Here is an 18,870-nt window from a genome sequence, read left to right as displayed (position 1 = left end):
ATACAAGGATCACACAGTGGCCTTGTATTCTCACTTTTTCGTTTAAAAATGATTATAACACAAGCCATACGCAATTGCCTTCCTCAAGAAGTAGAAAAGCAGATTGATTTTTTGTTTATCGCTTGGTACCAAACAAGCAAACGCATCCAACGACTTACTACAGCTGATGGGCAAGCGATTGCTATTCGATTTTTAGGCAAAAATCAACGGTTAACTGAGGGAGATATTTTATATGAAGATGAATCTAAGGTAATTATGGTTTATATTTTACCTTGTGAGGCGCTTGTTGTTGCTACAGATCACTGGAGTCAGCTAAGTTGGTTGGCGTATGAAATTGGCAACAAACACGTTCCTCTTTTTGTAGAAGGAGCCTATTTGTATATGCCTTATGAGCGTCCGATGCAAGATTGGTTAACGAGCAAAGGATATGAGCCCAAAGTAGAGCAAAAAAAACTGAGTAATCCGTTGAATGCCAATGTGGATTACGAACAACATAAAAAAATATCATTTAAACTACCTCAGGGCGGTTTAGTACTAAAGATTTAACTCATGCAAGAATCATTTTTAGGTCGACTATTGCATTTAGCAGATCCAACTTTGCCCATAGGAGGATATACCCATTCTAATGGATTAGAAACCTATGTACAGAACGGAGGAGTCTGTGATAAGACCACGGCAGATCAGTATGTCCGACATTATTTGTGGTATAATTTAAAATACAATGATGCTGCCTTGATGAAATTAGCCTATGATGCAACACAACAGGCTCAACTAGAAGAATTAATTCTTTTAGACCAAGAATGTAATGCCTTAAAAGCGCCAATGGAAACGAGAGTAGCAAGTCAGAAATTAGGTTTGCGGTTGTATAAAATATTTAGTCGATACCATCAAGAACACCCTCTCGTACAAGCGTGGGGAACCCAAATACAAAATAAAGCCATATACAATCACTATTGTATTCTGTATGGTTTATTTGCTGCTATCATGCAAATTCCCTTAGTTGAAGCCATGCATGCCTATTACTATAATGCTGCTATTGGTATGGTAACCAATGCGGTTAAATTAGTGCCTTTAGGACAATTAGATGGACAAGACATTCTGTATTACTTACACGATGACTTGCTTCAATTAAGTGAAGAATCCCTGCAAATGGACCGCAATTTAATAGGATTATGTACCATTGGTTTTGACATTCGCTCTATGCAACACGAGCGATTGTATTCAAGACTATATCTATCCTAAATCACAAATTAAACAGATTAAATAATCATGGAAACTAGAAAATATGTAAAAATTGGCGTTGGAGGACCTGTTGGATCTGGAAAAACTGCCTTATTAGAACGCTTAAGTCGCCGTTTATTAAATGAATACGACTTAGCTGTTATTACGAATGATATTTATACCAAAGAGGATGCTGAATTCATGGCTAAAAACAGCTTACTGGATCGAGATCGAATCATAGGAGTAGAAACCGGGGGGTGTCCCCATACTGCTATTCGTGAAGATGCTAGTATGAACCTAGAAGCCGTGGAAGAATTGGCGAATCGCTTTCCTGACTTGGAATTAATTCTCATTGAAAGTGGGGGAGATAACCTTTCTTCAACTTATAGTCCTGATTTAGCAGACATTACCATCTTTGTAATTGATGTAGCAGAAGGAGAAAAAATACCGAGAAAAGGAGGGCCAGCTATTACGCGTTCTGATTTATTATTGATTAATAAAATCGATTTAGCTCCCTATGTTGGTGCAGATTTAAGTGTGATGGAAAGCGATGCGAGACGCATGCGCAAAGGAGCTCCTTTTCTTTTCTCTAATTTAAAAACAGGAGAAGGATTAGAAGAGATTGTGGGATGGATCAAAAAATATGCCTTACTCGAAGACATTGATGAACCAAATTTAGTGCGATAATATGGTTTCTTCTTTAGCCATTCAGATTGAACAGCGCGAAGGCTTATCTTATTTAAAAGATGCTTACGTTACGCAACCTTTCCGCATTGTACCTGTTGGACAATACAAAAAGGACAAAGCGGCGTATTTGATGATTATGAGTTCATCCCCTGGATTATTAGATAATGATGAACATCAGATCACCATTAATCTTGCACCAAATACAAAACTACAATTGCAAACACAGGCGTACCAACGTCTTTTTCACATGAAAAACAAATCGACACAAACGACGACGATTCAAATGGAAGAGGGAAGTGTATTTGCTTATGTTCCACATCCTGTGGTGCCTCAACGCGCTTCTACTTTTATTAGTCGAAATAGGGTAGAACTAAAGGCCAATTGTCATTTTTTATTGTCTGATATCATTACTTGTGGTAGAAAACTATCGGGAGAGGAATTTGAATATGATCATTTTCAAAATCTCACTGAACTCTACTATGAAGGAAAGCTCCAACTGAAGGATAATGTGTTGTTACAACCAGAGTTAATGCCGCTGCAAGGATTAGGTATTCTAGAAGGGTATACGCATCAAGGAACGTTGATTTATTATAATACGGCTAAAATAAGCGTACAAACATACATCGACTTTTTTCATGAGCAATATGGAGAAATGGAGGCCATTGCCTTTGGAATTAGTGCAGTAGAAGGAGATGGTTTTATGGTTCGCCTTTTAGGACAAGGCGCAGAGAAACTCTTTACCATTTTTCAAGCGATTCAGCAGAAGCTCTGGGATGATCTCATGCTATCTTAAATACAACATAAACCCCGACAAATACTAAAAATAAAAACGAATGAAAGCACTACTAATCCATTGTTTTAATGCCTTTTTTAAGGGGTTTGGACAAATTATGCTGCAAGCGAATGCGCTAACGGGGATTTTATTCTTAGCCGCAATCTATTATGATTCAACGGATATGGCCTTGGCCGCGTCTTTGAGTAATGTTGTGGCCATCTTAACGGCTAAACTATTAAAGTACGAGGAAGAGGACATCGAAAATGGACTGTATGGCTTTAATCCTTGTTTGATTGCTATAGCGTTGATGTTTTACTTTCAGCCTAGCTTATGGGTGTATCTTTTGATGATTGCCTCATCCATTAGTTCAACTGTACTCATGCATTGGGCGATGAAACGCGAATTGCCAGCTTATACCTTTCCCTTTATTATTTTTACATGGATTTCCTTGTTTATTTTGAGTATTCCCGATTTAGCGATTCGCTCTGTTCCAGAACATTTCGTCGATATTCAAGAACTCGATGATTTTTTAATTCAAGGGCATGCTTTTGGTCAAGTACTTTTTCAAGGGAGCTTTGTTGCAGGAGTCGTTTTTTTCTTAGGCGTCTTTATCAGTCGCCCTATACAAGCCTTATATGGATTTGTAGCCGTTATTGTCAGCGTTTATATTTCACACAGCAATCACGCTTCCAATGCGTTAATTAACGAAGGTGTATTTAGCTTTAATGCTGTCCTCTGTGGAATAGCCATGGGAGAGGATAAAGTACGTGCTGGGATGTATGTGCTAATTAGTGTGATTATCTCCACCTATTTTGATATCTTTATGATTCAATACGGATGGACCACTTTAACCTTTCCGTTTGTATTTGCCATGTGGGTAATGTATCCCATTAAGCGATTGGACAAATGGATTGTATTAAAACTAGATGAACTAGGAATAAATAGGCTATGGAATGAATTATTTCATTCGAAATAATAAAAAATTAGTTCTTGATTACGTATGATGTTACCTTTATTTTATAAACTTTGTTTTATTTTTTGGATTCAACATGTCGAAACCTTCTATTGAAATATTAAACAACTATCAATATAAAAAGTTGTTTTTGCCTCATTTGAGTGATAGTTATTTAAAAAACGATAGTAAAATACAAGTCTATCGTTTGGAAGACTATTTGCGAGGTATTTTAATGCCAGTTATTCCCTATCGCACCACATTTAATTTTTTAATCTTATTGACTAAGGGAGAGATGACACAATATTTAGATAGTGGGGCGTACACCTTATCCCAAAATGAGATTATCAATGTTAAAAATGGCAATATTACTGCGACTTTATCTATTTCAGATGATATTCAAGGGTATTTTGTAGTATATGAAAATGATGTGATTACCGATATTTCATTGGGTGCGAACGACTTGAAGTTTTTCACCATGAATCCCTATGTCAAATTAAATGAAGTCAATGCCAATTGGGTCGGGAGAACGCTTGATTTATTGGAGGAAGAAAGCACCAGTGAACAACGCGATGAAGAGATTTGTATTACGTTGTTGGAAACGGTTTTAATGAAGGTAATTCGCGTAGATATGGAAAAGAAAACACCTATGAGCCGACAGCTGGATATTGCCTTTCGCTTTAGAGAAATGGTTCAAAAATTTCACATCGATCACAAGAATGTTTTATTCTATGCTAACTTACTTCATATTTCAGAAAATTATTTAAACAAATGTGTCAAAGAAGCTACAAATAAGCCACCCAAGCAATGGATTAACGAGATTAGTATCTTACACAGTCAAATTTTATTACAGGATAAAAGTAGAGATATTGCAGGGATAGCCTTTGAATTAAAATACAATTCGCCTTCTTATTTTACCAGGTTATTTAAAAAGGTAACGGGATATTCTCCTAGTGATTATCGCCGACATAAATTTATTTTATAGTCTGATCTCACGTATAAAATAACTGCAACCTGTATTGGTCTCGCTCATCATGTTATGTTTATTTTGTTCGTATTTTGCATTGTTTTTTATGCCGATATATCTTTTATTCAAAAAACCATCCGTTTGTCAACTGTTTTTTAAATTAAATAAACAATATTATTTGAATTATTTTAGCAGCCAACAAAAAACAAATTCATTTTTGCTTAAAATTAGCTTAATATTGTAATTAATTTAAATGGTACATTATGAAGAATGTTTTTTTATTCCTTTTATTCCTTGGAGTTGGACTTTTAACAGCAAGTTGTTCTAGTGATGATTCCGACTCTGTTATTGTTTGTCCTGGTATTGATTACTCTACTGCAATTAAGGGAATCTGGGAGGAATCAAAAATTGTGTATTTGGATGAACACAAGAAAATAGTAAAAGAGATAGATGCTTTTAATATTCATAATTGTCCATTAACGCGTCTTGAGATTAAAGAACAGACTTTAATTGAACATTTCAGTTATCAATATGAGCATCATGATAGTTGTCAAGAAGGCACAACTTCGCATAGTTATACTTTAGATAACCATCAACTCGTAACTGAATTTCGCGGAGATGATTATATAGATCTTACTGAATATGAGATCATAGATGTTGATAAGTCAACATTAGTTCTTCAACGAGCATCTACTTGGTATGATCACGCACCAGAAAAAACTCGTTTTATGAAGATTGTTTACCTCAAAAAATAAGCTAAATATCATTTTTTTAGGTTCTTAATTTTTTTAAACTTAAAAGTTAGCGGGATTAATGGGGTTAAATAATAGGAAATAGTATCATAATAAAGGTTTATTTAATACCAAAAAAGAGGATAAACAAATTATACTTATTTCTTAAATCCAGTATTTTATGTTAAATAAATATAGGATTTACATAAATAAACCCTATAAATACTTCATATTCTTGTTTTTACTACCTTAGTAGAACGATTAAGCCTAAATAAAATAGCTGATCCAACCGGTGCTATTTTAATTTTGAAAAGCTACTAATAAAAAAATAAGATGAAAGAAACAGAACAACATAATCTTCGTATGGCTACGCTGACATTTGCTTCTGTTTATCCACATTATATTGCGAAAGTAGAAAGTAAAGGAAGAACCATTGAAGAGCTGCATCAAGTCATTGAATGGCTGACGGGTTTTGATCCAGAAAAGCTAACTAAATTGGTGGACGAAAAAGTTACTTTTGAAGTCTTTTTCGAAAGAGCCCAATTAAACCCAAAAGCGGAAGAAATTAAAGGCGTTATTTGTGGCTATAAAATTGAAGAAATTCAAAATCCATTAACCAAAAAGGTTAGGTATCTCGATAAACTAATTGATGAACTAGCCAAAGGAAAGAAAATGGAAAAGATATTGAGATAACTGTTTTCAAAAGAACAACTTAATTCTAAATTAATTCACAGTAAAAATTACCCATTCGCATGAAAGCAGTAGGAAGTACAGTAGACGAAATTTTATTACATATACCAGCAGAACGAGCAGAGGCTTTTAAAAAATTACATCAGACTATCGTCGATCATTTGCCTTCCGGTTTTGAAGCTGCAATTAGTTATGGAGGATTGGGTTATGTTGTTCCTCACAGCCTTTATCCAGCAGGATATCACTGTAAACCCATTGAACCTTTGCCTTTTGCAGGACTAGCTTCTCAAAAGAATTCGATTAATTTTTATCATATGGGTATTTATTCAGATCCAACTTTATTGGATTGGTTTGTTACAGAATACCCTAAACATAGTAAGCAAAAATTGGATATGGGAAAAAGCTGTATTCGATTTAAGAAATTAGAGGAAATTCCTTACCAACTCATTGGAGAATTAATGCAAAAAATGAGTGCTCAACAGTGGATTGATTTATATGAAAGTAAACTGAAAAAGTAACCTTAATCTACTTTTTATGGCAAACAAAGTAACTTTACATCGTGTATTTACGGCAAGTCCAGCTAAAGTCTTTAAGGCATTTGCTGATGCTGATGCACTTGTTTCGTGGTTACCTCCCTATGGATTTACAGCCAAACTTCACCACATGGAGTTTAAGGTAGGAGGGACGTACGAAATGTCTTTTACCAATTTTTCAACAGGAACGAGCCATGCTTTTGGCGGACAATATGTTGAGATTATTGACAAGGAAGTAATCAAGTATACCGATCGCTTTAATGATCCTCAACTACCTGGAGAAATGATAACCACCATTCGTTTGAAAGAAGTATCATGTGGTACGGAAATTATAGCTACACAAGAAGGTATTCCAGATGCTATTCCTGTAGAAATGTGTTATTTGGGCTGGCAGGAAAGCCTAGACAAATTAAAGAAGCTAGTTGAACCTACAATTCCTGATAATTAAACGAAGTTTCTATCCTCACGTTATAATCCAATCTTATAAACCATTAAATCCAATCAAATTATGGCTACAGTACACACTTATTTAAATTTTGACGGCAATTGCGAAGAAGCATTTAACTTTTATAAATCCGTTTTCGGTGGAGCATTCACCTATATTGGAAGACTAGGCGAAATGCCACCACAAGAAGGATTTACAGTTCCTGAAGCAGATAAAAATAAAATAATGCACGTGAGTTTACCTATCGGTAATACGGTATTAATGGGTAGTGATACAGGAGGAGATTGTACTCCTACATTTGTACAAGGAAATAATTTTTCTATTTCAATCAATGCCGAAAGTAAAGAAGAAGCAGATCGATTATTTACTGCTATTTCTGCAGGTGGACAAATTATTATGCCGATGGATCAAATGTTTTGGGGAGCCTATTTCGGTATGGCTACAGATAAATTTGGCGTAAACTGGATGGTTAATTTTGATACCGTTCCACAATAAAAACAAACACATCGTACAAACACGGCTTTCTTTAGTACTCCCTGTTTTCCATCAAGGAGAATTCGGGAGAAAGTAATGTTGATATTATATTTATAAATTGTGTTCAAAAACAAAAAGGGACCGTCTTCCAAGACAGTCCCTTTATTTATTCTTCTTATTTATTCTTCGAGCAATCGCTTTCTAATTGTACTTACAAATTCAGCTGTCACCCCTAGATAAGAGGCAATGTAATATTGCGCCACTCGTTGGGGGATCGTTGGATACAATGAAATAAATTCCAGATATCTATCAGATGCTTTTTTTGAAATGGTATTAATTAAGCGATTTTGTACACTCGTTAGATTTCTTTGGACTAGTATTCTAAATACTCTTTCGAATTTTGGAACTGCTTGTACTAATTGCTCTTTTGTTATAGGAGTAAGTACATAGAGCTCCGTGTCTTCTAAAGTTTCAATATATAAATCTGAAGGCGTTTGTTCGTGAAACGAAGCAATGTCACTTACCCACCAATCTTCTATTGCAAAGGAAATAGTAACTTCAAAACCATCTTCATTAACATAATAAATGCGGATACAACCTTTTTGTACATACCCTTCAAAATTACATATTTCCCCTTCTCGTAAAAGCTTTGTTTTTGCAGGGATAGTTTCTTTCTTTAAAAGACTGATAAAGATTTCTTCTTCTTCTTCAGTAAATTTCACAGACCGCCCCACATTGTTAAGTATATTTATATACATCTATTTTTAGTTTTTGAATGATGTAAATCAGAAACACACGATATCCTTTCTTTTTCAAGCCTACTGCCACTTCTAAAATACTCCACCACTTTGATCTTTTGGCCAATAGAGAGATTTATGTGTTTCAACTGATTTTAACGAAATCTTCTATTCCCTTTATTGATGCTGATAACCACCAAAATATTTTACAGGACTCCAGTTTGGAATCACAGGAAGTGGTGTAGGGGCAAACATTTTATATGCTTTATTTCCATAAACAATTTTCCCATCTACAATTGTTAGTTCACTCGTAACATTTTTAATCGCCTGGTCTGGTATTGTCAGGTAATCCTGATCTAAGATCACAACATCTGCGTAGTATCCTTTTTGAATTTTCCCTTTATTAGGTTCTTTTAACAACTCATATCCTTTGTGTGTTGCTAATCGCAAGGCATCTATACGGCTAATCGTATTACTTTTAGCCATCACTTGATTTCCTCCAACCGTTTTACCTGTTGTTATCCAATATAAAGCAATCCATGGGTTATAAGAGGCTACACGTGTACCATCAGTTCCTAATCCAACAGGAATATCCAATTCTAGCATTCGCTTAACTGGAGGAGAGGCAAGCGCTGGGGTTTTACCATAGCGTTTGATAAAGCTTTCTCCTTGGTAGGCCATGCGATGTTGAATGGCAATACCACCGCCCAATGCTTTAATTCTTTTCATATTTTCTTCGCTCACCGTTTCCGCGTGATCAAAAAACCAAACAAGCCCATTTAGTGGCGTCTCTTTATTTACCTCTTCAATTACATTTAAGAATCGCTCAATACTTTCATTATAAGTAGCGTGTAAGCGGAAAGGCCATCTATTTTGAACCAAAAGACTAATTACCGATTTTAAATTATGTTCCATGGCACTGGGAAGTATTGGGCGTGGAAATAGAAAGTTTTCAAAATCACCAGCATCACCCACTAAATTTTCACCACCACCTCCCACATGATAATCAATATCATTATGACCATTAGGTGCGTGTTCATCTATATTAACCATACCCAACCATTTGGTGTAATCTTTCAATTCCGATCCTCTATTTTGAGCAAATAAGAAATAGGGTAGTCTAACCGTAATTTTTCCTTGTTTATTCAACTCATCTGTAATCGTATAATCATCAGGGAAGTTTTGAAACCCACCCCCCGCATCCATAACTGCAGTAACACCCAAGCGATTTAACTCTGTCATATATTGCAGGGTTGAATTCACCTCTTCTTCTCGAGTCATCGTTGGAAGTTTAGCTAGGGTAGAGTATAGGATAAACGCATTCGGTTCAGCAACGAGCAATCCAGTAGGATTTCCCTGTTCATCTTTTTGTATAAGGCCTTCTGCTGGATTTGGCGTATCTCCAGTAATATTTAAGGTTTGGATTCCCGCTTTATTTAGCCAGGCTTTTCCATATAGATATAAGATAAAAGTGGGCACATCACCTGTAGCTTCGTTAATTTCCTCTAGGGTTGGTAATCTTTTCTCTTCAAATTGATATTCATTCCAACCACCAACTACTCGAATCCATTGTCCTTTTGGCGTACGAGCAGCTTGTTCTTTAAGCATTCCTAAAGCCGTTTTCAATGAAGTAACACCATCCCAGCGCAATTCTAAATTATAGAATCTACCTCCGCGAATAACATGTAAATGACTATCAAATAGCCCTGGTATTACGCGTTTCCCTTTGGCATCAATTAGTTTTGTGTTTTTTCCTTTATGCTTCAAAATGTCTTTATTTGAACCAATATCCAATATTTTGTTCCCTGCAATAGCAATTGCTTCTACTTCTTGTTTTGTATCACTGAGTGTGGTAATTTTTCCATTGGAGATAATAATATCTGCTTTTTGCGCATACAATGAAAAAACCGTTATCAAACTCAATATGAAAACAGTATATTTTTTTTTCATCACTCTAATTTTAAATTAAAAAAAGCGGATACGTGTTAACGTATCCGCTGTAAGATTAATGTTTCAACATTTCTCTAGAATATTGGATACCTATACCATAAGATCCTCCATACTTAGCAATCAAATCGTTCACTGCTTTATACGTTTCTTGGCGTGCCCAATCTCGTTGTAACTCTAATAAATATTGAATTGAAGTCATTGGTTTTGCTCCAGCTTGAATCATTCTAGTCATCGCTTGATTATGTGCTTCTTCTGAAACATCTCCAGAGGCGTCACTAATGACATAAACATCATATCCATCATGTAAAGCAGATAATGCAGGTCCAACAATACATACACTAGTCCACAATCCTGCCATAACTATCTTCTTTTTTCCTTTTCCTGTAATTGCTTTATGAGCCTTTACATCTTCCCAAGTATTCATACTAGTTCTGTCAACATAGTTTGAAGTAGCTTGTGGATAAAACTCCATAATTTCAGGGAAAACAGGCCCACTAAATGATTTCTCTGCTACTGTGGTAATCACAGTGGGTACATTAAATATTTTTGAAGCTCCTGCTACAATGGCCGTGTTTTGTCTCAATTCTTGCATTGCAATACTATGCGTCGCAAAAGCCATTTGCCCTTCATGGTCAATCAATACTAAGGAATGATTGGTTGGACTCAATAATTCTGGACTTGGTTTTTGTCCAAATGCTGTTACTGTTACTAAACCTAAAACGAAAGTTAAAAATACTTTTTTCATCTTTTTAAAATTTAAATTAGTTAGTTATTATTTTCTTATTAATTGTATCTCAGCCATCAATTGGATATCATCACCTACTAAAACTCCACCTGTTTCTAGCGCTGAGTTCCAGGTTAATCCAAACTCTTTTCTATTAATTTTTCCAGTGAGTGAAATACCCGCTTTGGTATTACCCCAAGGATCTTTCATTAAGCCACTATATGCTGCAGCTAAAACAATCCTTTGTGTCTGATCTTTAATGGTTAAGTCTCCGTGTATGGTATACTCTCCTTCCTTGTTTTTCTCAATTTTTGTTGATTTAAAAGAAAGTTTTGGATAGTTTTCAACATCAAAAAACTCAGCACTTCTTAAGTGTTTATCTCTATCTCCATTATTGGTATCAATAGAGTTGGCTTCTGCTGTAAATGAAATTGTAGACGTTTCAAAATTGTCGTTTTCATTTTCTATTACGGCCTGTATTGATGTGAATTTTCCTGCTATATTGGTAAACATCATGTATTTAACCTTAAATCCGATTTCGGAATGTGTTGGATCAAGCACCCAAATTGATTTTTTCATAGTTATCTTGATTTTAGTGTTGTCTTATTTTATCAGTAGGGGAGTCAGGAAAACTTCATCTGTATAATTTCTGTTCCTCATGACATCCTAGTCTTTCATTTGATAGTTCAAAGGTAGACCGAAGAAAATCGGATTACATTGAACTAGTTAAAGAAAGAACAAAGAAGGATACTTGTTTTTAGCTACAGGGGTATGTAATTAGATGGGAGTTATGTTTTACTGTATTTCTTACTCAATCAAACGAAATAATCTTTAGCGCGTACTATAAAATAAAGAGGCTACTAAAACTCGTTTAACCATGTCTTTGATTAAAAAAAGTAAAGGTACTCCATACAATTACCTGCCGAATAGCTAAGCATTCACCATATAATTTTTTGTTTTAGTTTGTATCGACAATCGCTAGATGTTGTCTTTCCCTAAGTGGTTTGATCCTGTTTACAGGATAAAGGGAGTATTGTACTGGTTGAAGTAGTGTATCAGTTAACGTTTAAAGATACTACTAGAGAAGTGATATAATCTAGCTTTCATTCATAGAAAGCTGTTTTGTTGTTATTCTCCTTAAAGCAGCAGTAAGATATAGTATATATTTCTTAAGCACTAATTCAAAACATGTTAAAGGTATTTAATTTATTTGGAATAACCTAATTCATTAACAAAATTTAGTAAAAACAATATAAAAAAAGGAGTATTTTCTCAAAATATCCTTATATACACCTGAATATTTCGCTTTGAGAGAATACTAGCATCAGTATAGATCGTATGCAATTTGAGGGTTCTGGATGTTTTATTGTTTAGGTTTAAAATTCTCATTTTAACCGAAATTCCCAAGGTTTTAATTAAACACCTGTTTGCTCTCGGCTTTTCTAACAACTATCCCATAAAAAAACAGCTAGACTAAATGGATTTAGCCTAGCTGTTTTAAAAGTAATAAAATTGAAACTAATTGCATCGACCATTATCATGCATTGAGATCTGATAATTGTCGTAGATATCTTCTCCAAACGGTTCAAGAATTCTTTGAAAAATAGCAGGAAGCTCGGCTTCTGTCGCACAAAATGTTTCCTGATAAACTAAGGTACCTGTGCTAAGTTCTTCAATAAAGATTGTATAACTGTAAGATTTCGTTGGGTCAAAACTTTTTTCTACAGCATCCGTCGTCAGCTGCACAGGAGTATGAGCCAACATTGCACCTCCGGTTAACAGAAATAGAAATGCAAATAATACTAAACTTTTCTTCATTTTGTTTGTTTTAAGGTTGATAATTTAAAATTACTCGTAAATTTTAACACTATTAATTGAATTAACGAACTGTTAGTTGAATATGCAATTTTGCTGTATCACTTGTTAATACCCTAAGAGATGAATCATATCGGTTGTTCTATTTTTATATTTCGAATCCTTCCTATGAAGGATAAACGGGCGCAAGTGAGTACACTATAACAGCAGGATAACAAAAAGCGGGCGTTCTAGAAGAACGCCCGCTTTGATTAAGTAGCATAAGAAAGGACTATTTTGCGCATTGAAAATTCATTCTTTCTCTGATCCAATTATTATTTATAGCGAGTAAGTACTTAATGTCCTGCACCAGCAATGATTTTTCCAGCTCCTTTTTTAATTAGAATTAGAATAAAAGGAATACAGATTAAGAATAAAACGCCTAAGAACATAAAGACATCCATATAGGTCAATACAGTTGCTTGTTTGGTTACACTTAAATCGAGTAGGGTATACGCTTTCTGTAAAGCTTCATCTGCTGTAAATCCTTTTGCTATAAAACTTTGTTGTAAAGCTAGCACGCGATTTTGCACTTCTAAAGAAGCGCTGTCTAAATGACTAACCAAAGCCAATCGGTGGTTCACGGTCCATCGGGAAATAAAAGTAGTAATTAAAGCAATCCCAAAAGAACCTCCTAATTGACGCATCATTCCCGTAAATGCAGCTCCTTCACCAATTTGCTTATTTCTCAAATTAGATAGAGAGAGCGTTGTAATGGGCACGAATAGTAAGCCCAAACCAACTCCACGTACCACTAAAGGCCAAAAGAAATGCTCGCTACCTGTATCTGGAGTCAAAATATTATGAGCCCAGAAACTATAGATAAAAAAGACTAAAAATCCAGTGGCTACTAAATATTTAGGTGGCACCCCTCGTTGTAACATTCTCGCAATAAAAGGCATCATAAAGGCTGTCATCAAGGAGCTAGGTACTAACAGCATTCCAGCATCTGTAGCCGTCCATCCTAAAATAGATTGGGTATAAATCGGAATAATAAAGGTAGAACCATAGAGTCCGAAACCTAAAATAAATGATAATACCGTACCAATAGCCAGATTAGAATCTTTCAGAACTCTTAAATTGACAATTGGTTTTTCACAAGTTAATTCCCTCCAAATAAAGAAAAAGAATCCCAGTACCGAAGTGATCGATAGCGTCAGGATGGTCGAATTTTCAAACCAATCATCTTGCTGTCCATGTTCTAGTACATATTGTAACGATCCAACTGCAACGGCAAGTAGGATAATTCCCAAGAAATCAACTTCATTTAATTTACTTTTTTCAGCATATCTTGGACTCTTCACATAGAGTAGGGTTAATATTGTTGCTAAAATTCCAAGTGGTACATTGATATAAAAAATAAAAGGCCACGAATAATTATCAATAATATAGCCCCCGAGCGGTGGCCCTAATGTGGGACCTACAATTACCCCCATACCGTAAATGGCTTGTGCTACTCCTCGTTTTTCTATAGGATAACTTTCTGTTATAATCGTTTGAGAAGTGACCAATAATGCCCCTCCTCCTAAACCTTGAATAAAACGGAACAGAATAATCTCCCATAACGTCGTTGAATATCCACATAAAAAGGAGGCCACGGTAAAGATAATAATAGAAGCAGCAAAATAATTGCGTCTTCCAAATTGTTGTGAGAGCCAGCTGGTCATAGGCACTACAATTACATTGGCGATAGCATAAGCTGTCACCACCCAAGCAATATCGGTTAAGGAAACACCGATACTCCCTTTCATGTCATTCATTGCCACATTGACAATTGTTGTATCCACAATTTCCAATAGTGCACAAAGAATAGCTGTAATGGTAATGATAATTCGACGATAGCCGTGCTCTACTAGGCTTTCTTCACTCATAGTTATCTCGTTTATCGTCCGCTTTTAATGTTGACATCAATATCTACATTCATCCCTGGTTTTACATAAACCAACATTTCATCTTCTGGGTTTGTAAACGTAATTTTAACTGGAATACGCTGTACCGTTTTCACAAAGTTACCTGAGGCATTATCTGGTGGTAATAAGGCAAATTTAGCACCTGTAGCAGGCGACATGGAATTAATTACTCCTTCAAATTTATGTTTGGGAAAAGCATCAACTTGAATACTTACAGGTTGTCCTTCACGCATGTATTGCATTTGTGTTTCCTTAAAGTTAGCAACTACCCAAATAGCCCCTTTTTGTACGGTATTGAATAATCCTTGTCCAGGTTGAATTAATTGTCCTGCTTGTAAATTGATTTTTGAAACTTGTCCATCTTCTTTTGCTGTAATCACGGTATAAGACAAATACAAAAGAGCATGATCTAAATTGGCTTTTGCTTGATCAACTCCTGCTTTCGCTGCATCAATCTGAGAAGTTGAAGCAACTGCTTGTGATTTACTAATATTCACTTGTTGAGCTACCGCTTGTGCTTGTTTTTCAACTGCTTTTAGTTGTTCTTGTAACACAACAACTTGTTTTTCTGCGGTTTCTTTTGCTGCTAAAGCTTGTTCATATTGTTGTTTGGTAATAGACTGACTTTGGTATAAACGATTGTAACGATCATAGTCATTCGAAGCTCTCCACAATTGCGTTTTCGCTGCGTCAATATTGGCTTGAGCCGTAGCGACATTCGCTTGAGCTGTAGAAGCACCCGCCTGAGAAGAAAGCACTGTCGATTGGCTTGTATGTTCTCCTGCTTCTGCCACTTGCAGCTGGCTCAAAGCAGCTTGATAATTTGCTTTTGCTTGTTCTACTTGAATCGCGTATTCTGTATCATCTAAACGAATTAACGTATCTCCTTTTTTCACAATCTGATTATCCTGAATGTAGATTGTTTTGATATAGCCTGGAATTTTAGATACAATAGGCGTTATTTTAGTTTCAATTTGGGCATCATCTGTACTCTCATGTGCTAATGAATGTACATATTTATAGATTCCATATCCACCTCCGAATAGTACGATTGCTCCTAAAGCAACGATAAATTTCTTGTTTAGTGGTTTTTTAGTGGCTGTATTATTTGTTTCCATTTAGTTTTTTACTTGTAAGTTGTCCATTAATTTACCTGTCTTGTACGCATATTGATAAAGCGTCAAGGTTTCGTCTGCTTCACCTAACATTGTATCTATTTGTGCTTGTAACTGTTGTACATCTGCTTCTAATAGATGATCAGTGTCTGTCAATCCATTGTCATATTTATCTTTGACAATACGGTAATTTTCATTCGCTTGAACCAATGCTTTTTCCAAAACAGCATTCTTTTTTAAAGCTAATTCATACGCATTATAGGCTTCATCAATTTCTACTTTAGCCAAATCTTCAACCAATTGTGCTTGATAGTCTACCTCGATTTTTTTAGCTTTTGCTTTATTGACTTCTGTTCTATTTTTGAACAACTGAGTTAAATCGTATTTCACCCCAACACCCACGCTTGTTGCATTGGTAATGTCTACTACTTGATCCAATTGGATAGCCGAATATCCCGCTGTTAAACCAATAGAAGGAAAGAAGTTCCCTCTCGCCATTTTGATTCCCGTTTGCGCAATTTCTTCCATTTTTTGTGCACTTTGCACATCCTTACGAGAAGAGAGATCATCCGTTTTGGTCGGAAAAATAGCTACTGGTTGTACTTTTTCGGCCAAAATAGGTTCCCCTTCTTCGAGATTAAGTAAGACTTTCAATCGGGTGGTAATATTTTTTTGCGTATTCTTGGTTTCTTCTAACGAAAGCTCCACATTAGCCTCTTGTAATTGGGTTCTCAGATAATCATTTTTAGCGATGATTCCTTCAGCTAAGAATTGTTCAAAATCAAGAGTACGTTGGTGGGCGCGTTTTAAATTCTCCGTTAATAAAGCAATCGACTGTTGTGTTTTGTACAGCGCGAAGTATAAATTAATCGTTTGATAAACAACATTTTCTGTAGTAGATGCTTCATTTAATTGAGCGAGAGAATAATATTGTTTGCTTTGTGTAACCGCGTTGGTAATTTTAAAACCACTAAACAGGGGAATATTGGCTTTTGCTTGACCGATCATCAAATGCTTGGGTTGTACGTCGGGCATTTGTTTGTCTTCTGAAGAAGCAGGTAAAGGTACTTTTAGGTTGATGTCTGTACCATTAAAAAGACGGCTGTAGGTTCCAGATACTTCTAATTCAGGATAACGCATATTTTGCGCACTGTGAATCTGAAGTCTAGAGGCTTCTGTACTTGCTTTTACTTTTTTTATTTCCTTGCCGTTTTTTAAACTCAACGCAATAGCCTCCTCTAAGGTGATTGGAGTAGGGGTTTGAGCGAAAACTTGGGCAATAAATAATGAAGCAAGTAAGACGTAATTACTTCTGTTCATTGTAGATTAGTATTGATTTAAAGGATTGAATTAAATGAGGGTATATCTGTTGTTTGATATGTAAACTAAATTCGTCGTGATTGGTCAGATTCCAATATTCATAGAGCATGTGCTCGTGATGAATCAGATAGGTTGTTACACCCATAGAGAAAATGACAAAGGTGATGGGATCTGGTTTGGCTTTAAATAAACCACTTTCATATCCCTCTTCGATAAAGCGATTGATATGTTGCATGATATCGCGCTTTAATAAAACAATACCTTCTGAAATTTCAGGTACATTTTGTTTCTTAGCCAATTGATTCATCAAAATCAGATGAAAATCTGCATTATTCAATTGTACAGCCATAAGATGCTCTACAAAAGCCAATAGCTTCTCAAAAGAATTTAGAAGCTTATTATCCGTTAAGTCGATTAGTTTTTCTCTAGTACGGGTTAAACGTATTTCAAAAAGAGCACTGACCATGGCACTTTTTGAGCCAAAATAATAATTAATCATAGCAACATTAATTCCAGCAGCTTTCGAAATATCACGTATGCTGGTTCCGTCAATTCCCTTTTGAGAAAATAACTCTTCTGCAATTAATAAAATCTCTTTTTGTTTGTCATTTAATGCCATGATCTATTTTTTTATCGGGTACAAAATTAAACAAACGTTTAATTAGTTTTTACGTTTTATTCATTTTTTTTCAAATAAAATAGTTTTAATTCATTAATTAATAGTATTGAATAGGTTTAATGTAATTATAAGTTTTTGATTTTCTGTAAATTAGAAGTTTTAGGTATAATAGGTGAGTCCCAAAAACAGATTCAATACAGTCGTATTGTTCTCAAAAGAAAAGATTTTAATCGTAAAATAATGCATAAAAAAAAGACCTAGATGAAGCATCTAAGTCTTTTTTTACACAATTTACATTTAAAATTAGCGTATTTTTTTATATACTCGTGTCTGATTGCCAAGGAGTAAAGTCAAACTATCATTTTTTAGCGTAAAATCATAAGTTAGATTAGTCTCTGGTTGTTGGTTCTCTTTTGTAGTTAAAACAAGTTGATTTTCTTTTATCTCATAGATTCCTTGCATATGAGGTTCTGTTGTGCAGGGTTTAATCTCTTGAAAACTATGCGCAGCTTCAAAGTACAAACGCTCTTTTGTTTCAACATTTTCCCATGCTCCTGTAAATGGATCACTTCCTAAATATTGTTGCTTTAAAGTAGTGAGTAGTACAAAAAAACCGATAAAAACTAAAGGAATATAGACGTACTTCACTTTATTTATTTTGTGGAACCACTGTGGCCTATCTATATTTGTAAATAAAGGTGGTTCTTGAATAAGTAAGGCAAAAAAGACTTTGAAATCTGATAAAAAAACAAAGAGTCCCATAAGTGTTAACAATACTGCCATGCCTTTTGCTCCTTGAATATCATAAGCAAAATCTACCAATACAATATTGACCATAAAGGTTAAGAAAAGTAGAATACCTATTCTCGTTGTCTTTCTAAAAAATAACAAGATGGCGCTTGTTAATTGAGCTGCTGCAATTACTGCTCCATACCAAAAAGAATATCCATAATAATACCAAGTGAGTTGAAATCCAGATAAATCAGAAATAGGTTTATCATAAACACTAGGTTGAGTTGTAAATTGAGTTTCTACTAATTTGGCTAGGGCATAGGAAATAATTATGGTTGCAATAAAATATCTACAAAAAGTGTAAAGATAAAGGTGGTATTTTTTTAAATCCATCATATAGTATTTGGTTAGTTTACAGCAAAACTAGGCGAACG

Annotated in this window: 21 protein-coding genes; 11 read left to right on the top strand and 10 right to left on the bottom strand. The window is 35.1% G+C overall.

Annotated elements, in window-relative coordinates; genetic code table 11:
• Nucleotides 1–48 precede the first annotated feature (48 nt).
• The 11 genes from AWV75_RS11495 (at nucleotide 49) to AWV75_RS11445 (ending at nucleotide 7,496) form a co-directional block, all read left to right on the top strand.
• Nucleotides 49–546, top strand: a complete 498-nt coding sequence (locus AWV75_RS11495) for an urease accessory protein UreE (RefSeq protein ID WP_060874507.1) — start codon at nucleotides 49–51, stop codon at nucleotides 544–546.
• 3 nt (nucleotides 547–549) lie between these two features.
• A complete protein-coding gene (locus tag AWV75_RS11490) occupies nucleotides 550–1,242 on the top strand; it encodes an urease accessory protein UreF (protein ID WP_060874506.1) in 693 nt (230 codons plus the stop codon).
• A 27-nt stretch (nucleotides 1,243–1,269) separates the two neighbouring features.
• Nucleotides 1,270–1,908: an urease accessory protein UreG gene (gene ureG, locus AWV75_RS11485; RefSeq protein ID WP_002992420.1), complete on the top strand. Its 639-nt coding sequence runs from the start codon at nucleotides 1,270–1,272 to the stop codon at nucleotides 1,906–1,908.
• A 1-nt stretch (nucleotide 1,909) separates the two neighbouring features.
• Nucleotides 1,910–2,701 (top strand): urease accessory protein UreD, encoded by a 792-nt coding sequence (locus AWV75_RS11480; RefSeq protein ID WP_060874505.1) that lies wholly within the window; start codon nucleotides 1,910–1,912, stop codon nucleotides 2,699–2,701.
• 40 nt (nucleotides 2,702–2,741) lie between these two features.
• The gene (locus tag AWV75_RS11475; RefSeq protein ID WP_060874504.1) at nucleotides 2,742–3,659 is read left to right on the top strand and encodes an urea transporter; all 918 of its coding nucleotides are present in this window, start codon (nucleotides 2,742–2,744) and stop codon (nucleotides 3,657–3,659) included.
• A gap of 73 nt (nucleotides 3,660–3,732) precedes the next feature.
• Nucleotides 3,733–4,620 (top strand): helix-turn-helix domain-containing protein, encoded by an 888-nt coding sequence (locus AWV75_RS11470; protein ID WP_060874503.1) that lies wholly within the window; start codon nucleotides 3,733–3,735, stop codon nucleotides 4,618–4,620.
• A 245-nt stretch (nucleotides 4,621–4,865) separates the two neighbouring features.
• Complete coding sequence (locus AWV75_RS11465; RefSeq protein WP_060874502.1) at nucleotides 4,866–5,357, top strand: hypothetical protein; 492 nt, start codon at nucleotides 4,866–4,868, stop codon at nucleotides 5,355–5,357.
• Nucleotides 5,358–5,666: 309 nt separating this feature from the next.
• Nucleotides 5,667–6,026, top strand: coding sequence for a DUF2200 domain-containing protein (locus AWV75_RS11460; protein WP_060874501.1), 360 nt, complete (start codon nucleotides 5,667–5,669; stop codon nucleotides 6,024–6,026).
• 59 nt (nucleotides 6,027–6,085) lie between these two features.
• A complete protein-coding gene (locus tag AWV75_RS11455; RefSeq protein WP_060874500.1) occupies nucleotides 6,086–6,541 on the top strand; it encodes a DUF1801 domain-containing protein in 456 nt (151 codons plus the stop codon).
• 16 nt (nucleotides 6,542–6,557) lie between these two features.
• Entirely contained in the window at nucleotides 6,558–7,004 is a 447-nt protein-coding gene (locus AWV75_RS11450; RefSeq protein WP_060874499.1) for an SRPBCC family protein, read from the top strand.
• A 60-nt stretch (nucleotides 7,005–7,064) separates the two neighbouring features.
• Nucleotides 7,065–7,496, top strand: coding sequence for a VOC family protein (locus AWV75_RS11445; protein ID WP_060874498.1), 432 nt, complete (start codon nucleotides 7,065–7,067; stop codon nucleotides 7,494–7,496).
• A gap of 158 nt (nucleotides 7,497–7,654) precedes the next feature.
• Here the strand turns inward: AWV75_RS11445 and AWV75_RS11440 are convergent, their stop codons facing one another.
• From AWV75_RS11440 to AWV75_RS11395, 10 genes are all read right to left on the bottom strand, one after another.
• Nucleotides 7,655–8,233 carry a Crp/Fnr family transcriptional regulator gene (locus tag AWV75_RS11440; RefSeq protein WP_060874497.1) on the bottom strand — a complete coding sequence of 193 codons (579 nt, stop codon included), beginning with the start codon at nucleotides 8,231–8,233 and terminating at the stop codon, nucleotides 7,655–7,657.
• Between the two features lie 156 nt (nucleotides 8,234–8,389).
• Nucleotides 8,390–10,162 (bottom strand): amidohydrolase, encoded by a 1,773-nt coding sequence (locus tag AWV75_RS11435; RefSeq protein ID WP_060874496.1) that lies wholly within the window; start codon nucleotides 10,160–10,162, stop codon nucleotides 8,390–8,392.
• Between the two features lie 55 nt (nucleotides 10,163–10,217).
• Entirely contained in the window at nucleotides 10,218–10,907 is a 690-nt protein-coding gene (locus AWV75_RS11430) for a hydrolase (protein ID WP_060874495.1), read from the bottom strand.
• Nucleotides 10,908–10,934: 27 nt separating this feature from the next.
• Nucleotides 10,935–11,465 (bottom strand): YceI family protein, encoded by a 531-nt coding sequence (locus AWV75_RS11425; RefSeq protein ID WP_060874494.1) that lies wholly within the window; start codon nucleotides 11,463–11,465, stop codon nucleotides 10,935–10,937.
• Between the two features lie 939 nt (nucleotides 11,466–12,404).
• Entirely contained in the window at nucleotides 12,405–12,704 is a 300-nt protein-coding gene (locus tag AWV75_RS11420) for a hypothetical protein (protein WP_060874493.1), read from the bottom strand.
• Nucleotides 12,705–13,036: 332 nt separating this feature from the next.
• Nucleotides 13,037–14,611, bottom strand: a complete 1,575-nt coding sequence (locus AWV75_RS11415; protein WP_060874492.1) for a DHA2 family efflux MFS transporter permease subunit — start codon at nucleotides 14,609–14,611, stop codon at nucleotides 13,037–13,039.
• An 11-nt stretch (nucleotides 14,612–14,622) separates the two neighbouring features.
• A complete protein-coding gene (locus AWV75_RS11410; RefSeq protein WP_060874491.1) occupies nucleotides 14,623–15,768 on the bottom strand; it encodes an HlyD family secretion protein in 1,146 nt (381 codons plus the stop codon).
• The gene (locus AWV75_RS11405; RefSeq protein WP_060874490.1) at nucleotides 15,769–17,085 is read right to left on the bottom strand and encodes a TolC family protein; all 1,317 of its coding nucleotides are present in this window, start codon (nucleotides 17,083–17,085) and stop codon (nucleotides 15,769–15,771) included.
• Complete coding sequence (locus AWV75_RS11400) at nucleotides 17,072–17,704, bottom strand: TetR/AcrR family transcriptional regulator (RefSeq protein WP_060874489.1); 633 nt, start codon at nucleotides 17,702–17,704, stop codon at nucleotides 17,072–17,074. The genes AWV75_RS11405 and AWV75_RS11400 overlap by 14 nt, the downstream gene beginning before the upstream one ends.
• A 303-nt stretch (nucleotides 17,705–18,007) precedes the next feature.
• The gene (locus AWV75_RS11395; RefSeq protein WP_060874488.1) at nucleotides 18,008–18,832 is read right to left on the bottom strand and encodes a hypothetical protein; all 825 of its coding nucleotides are present in this window, start codon (nucleotides 18,830–18,832) and stop codon (nucleotides 18,008–18,010) included.
• Nucleotides 18,833–18,870 lie beyond the last annotated feature (38 nt).

The organism is Myroides odoratus (genome assembly GCF_001549985.1).
Lineage (GTDB): Bacteria > Bacteroidota > Bacteroidia > Flavobacteriales > Flavobacteriaceae > Flavobacterium > Flavobacterium odoratum_A.
Note: the sequence above shows the minus strand (reverse complement) of the source record. Positions and strands in the feature narration are given on the sequence as shown.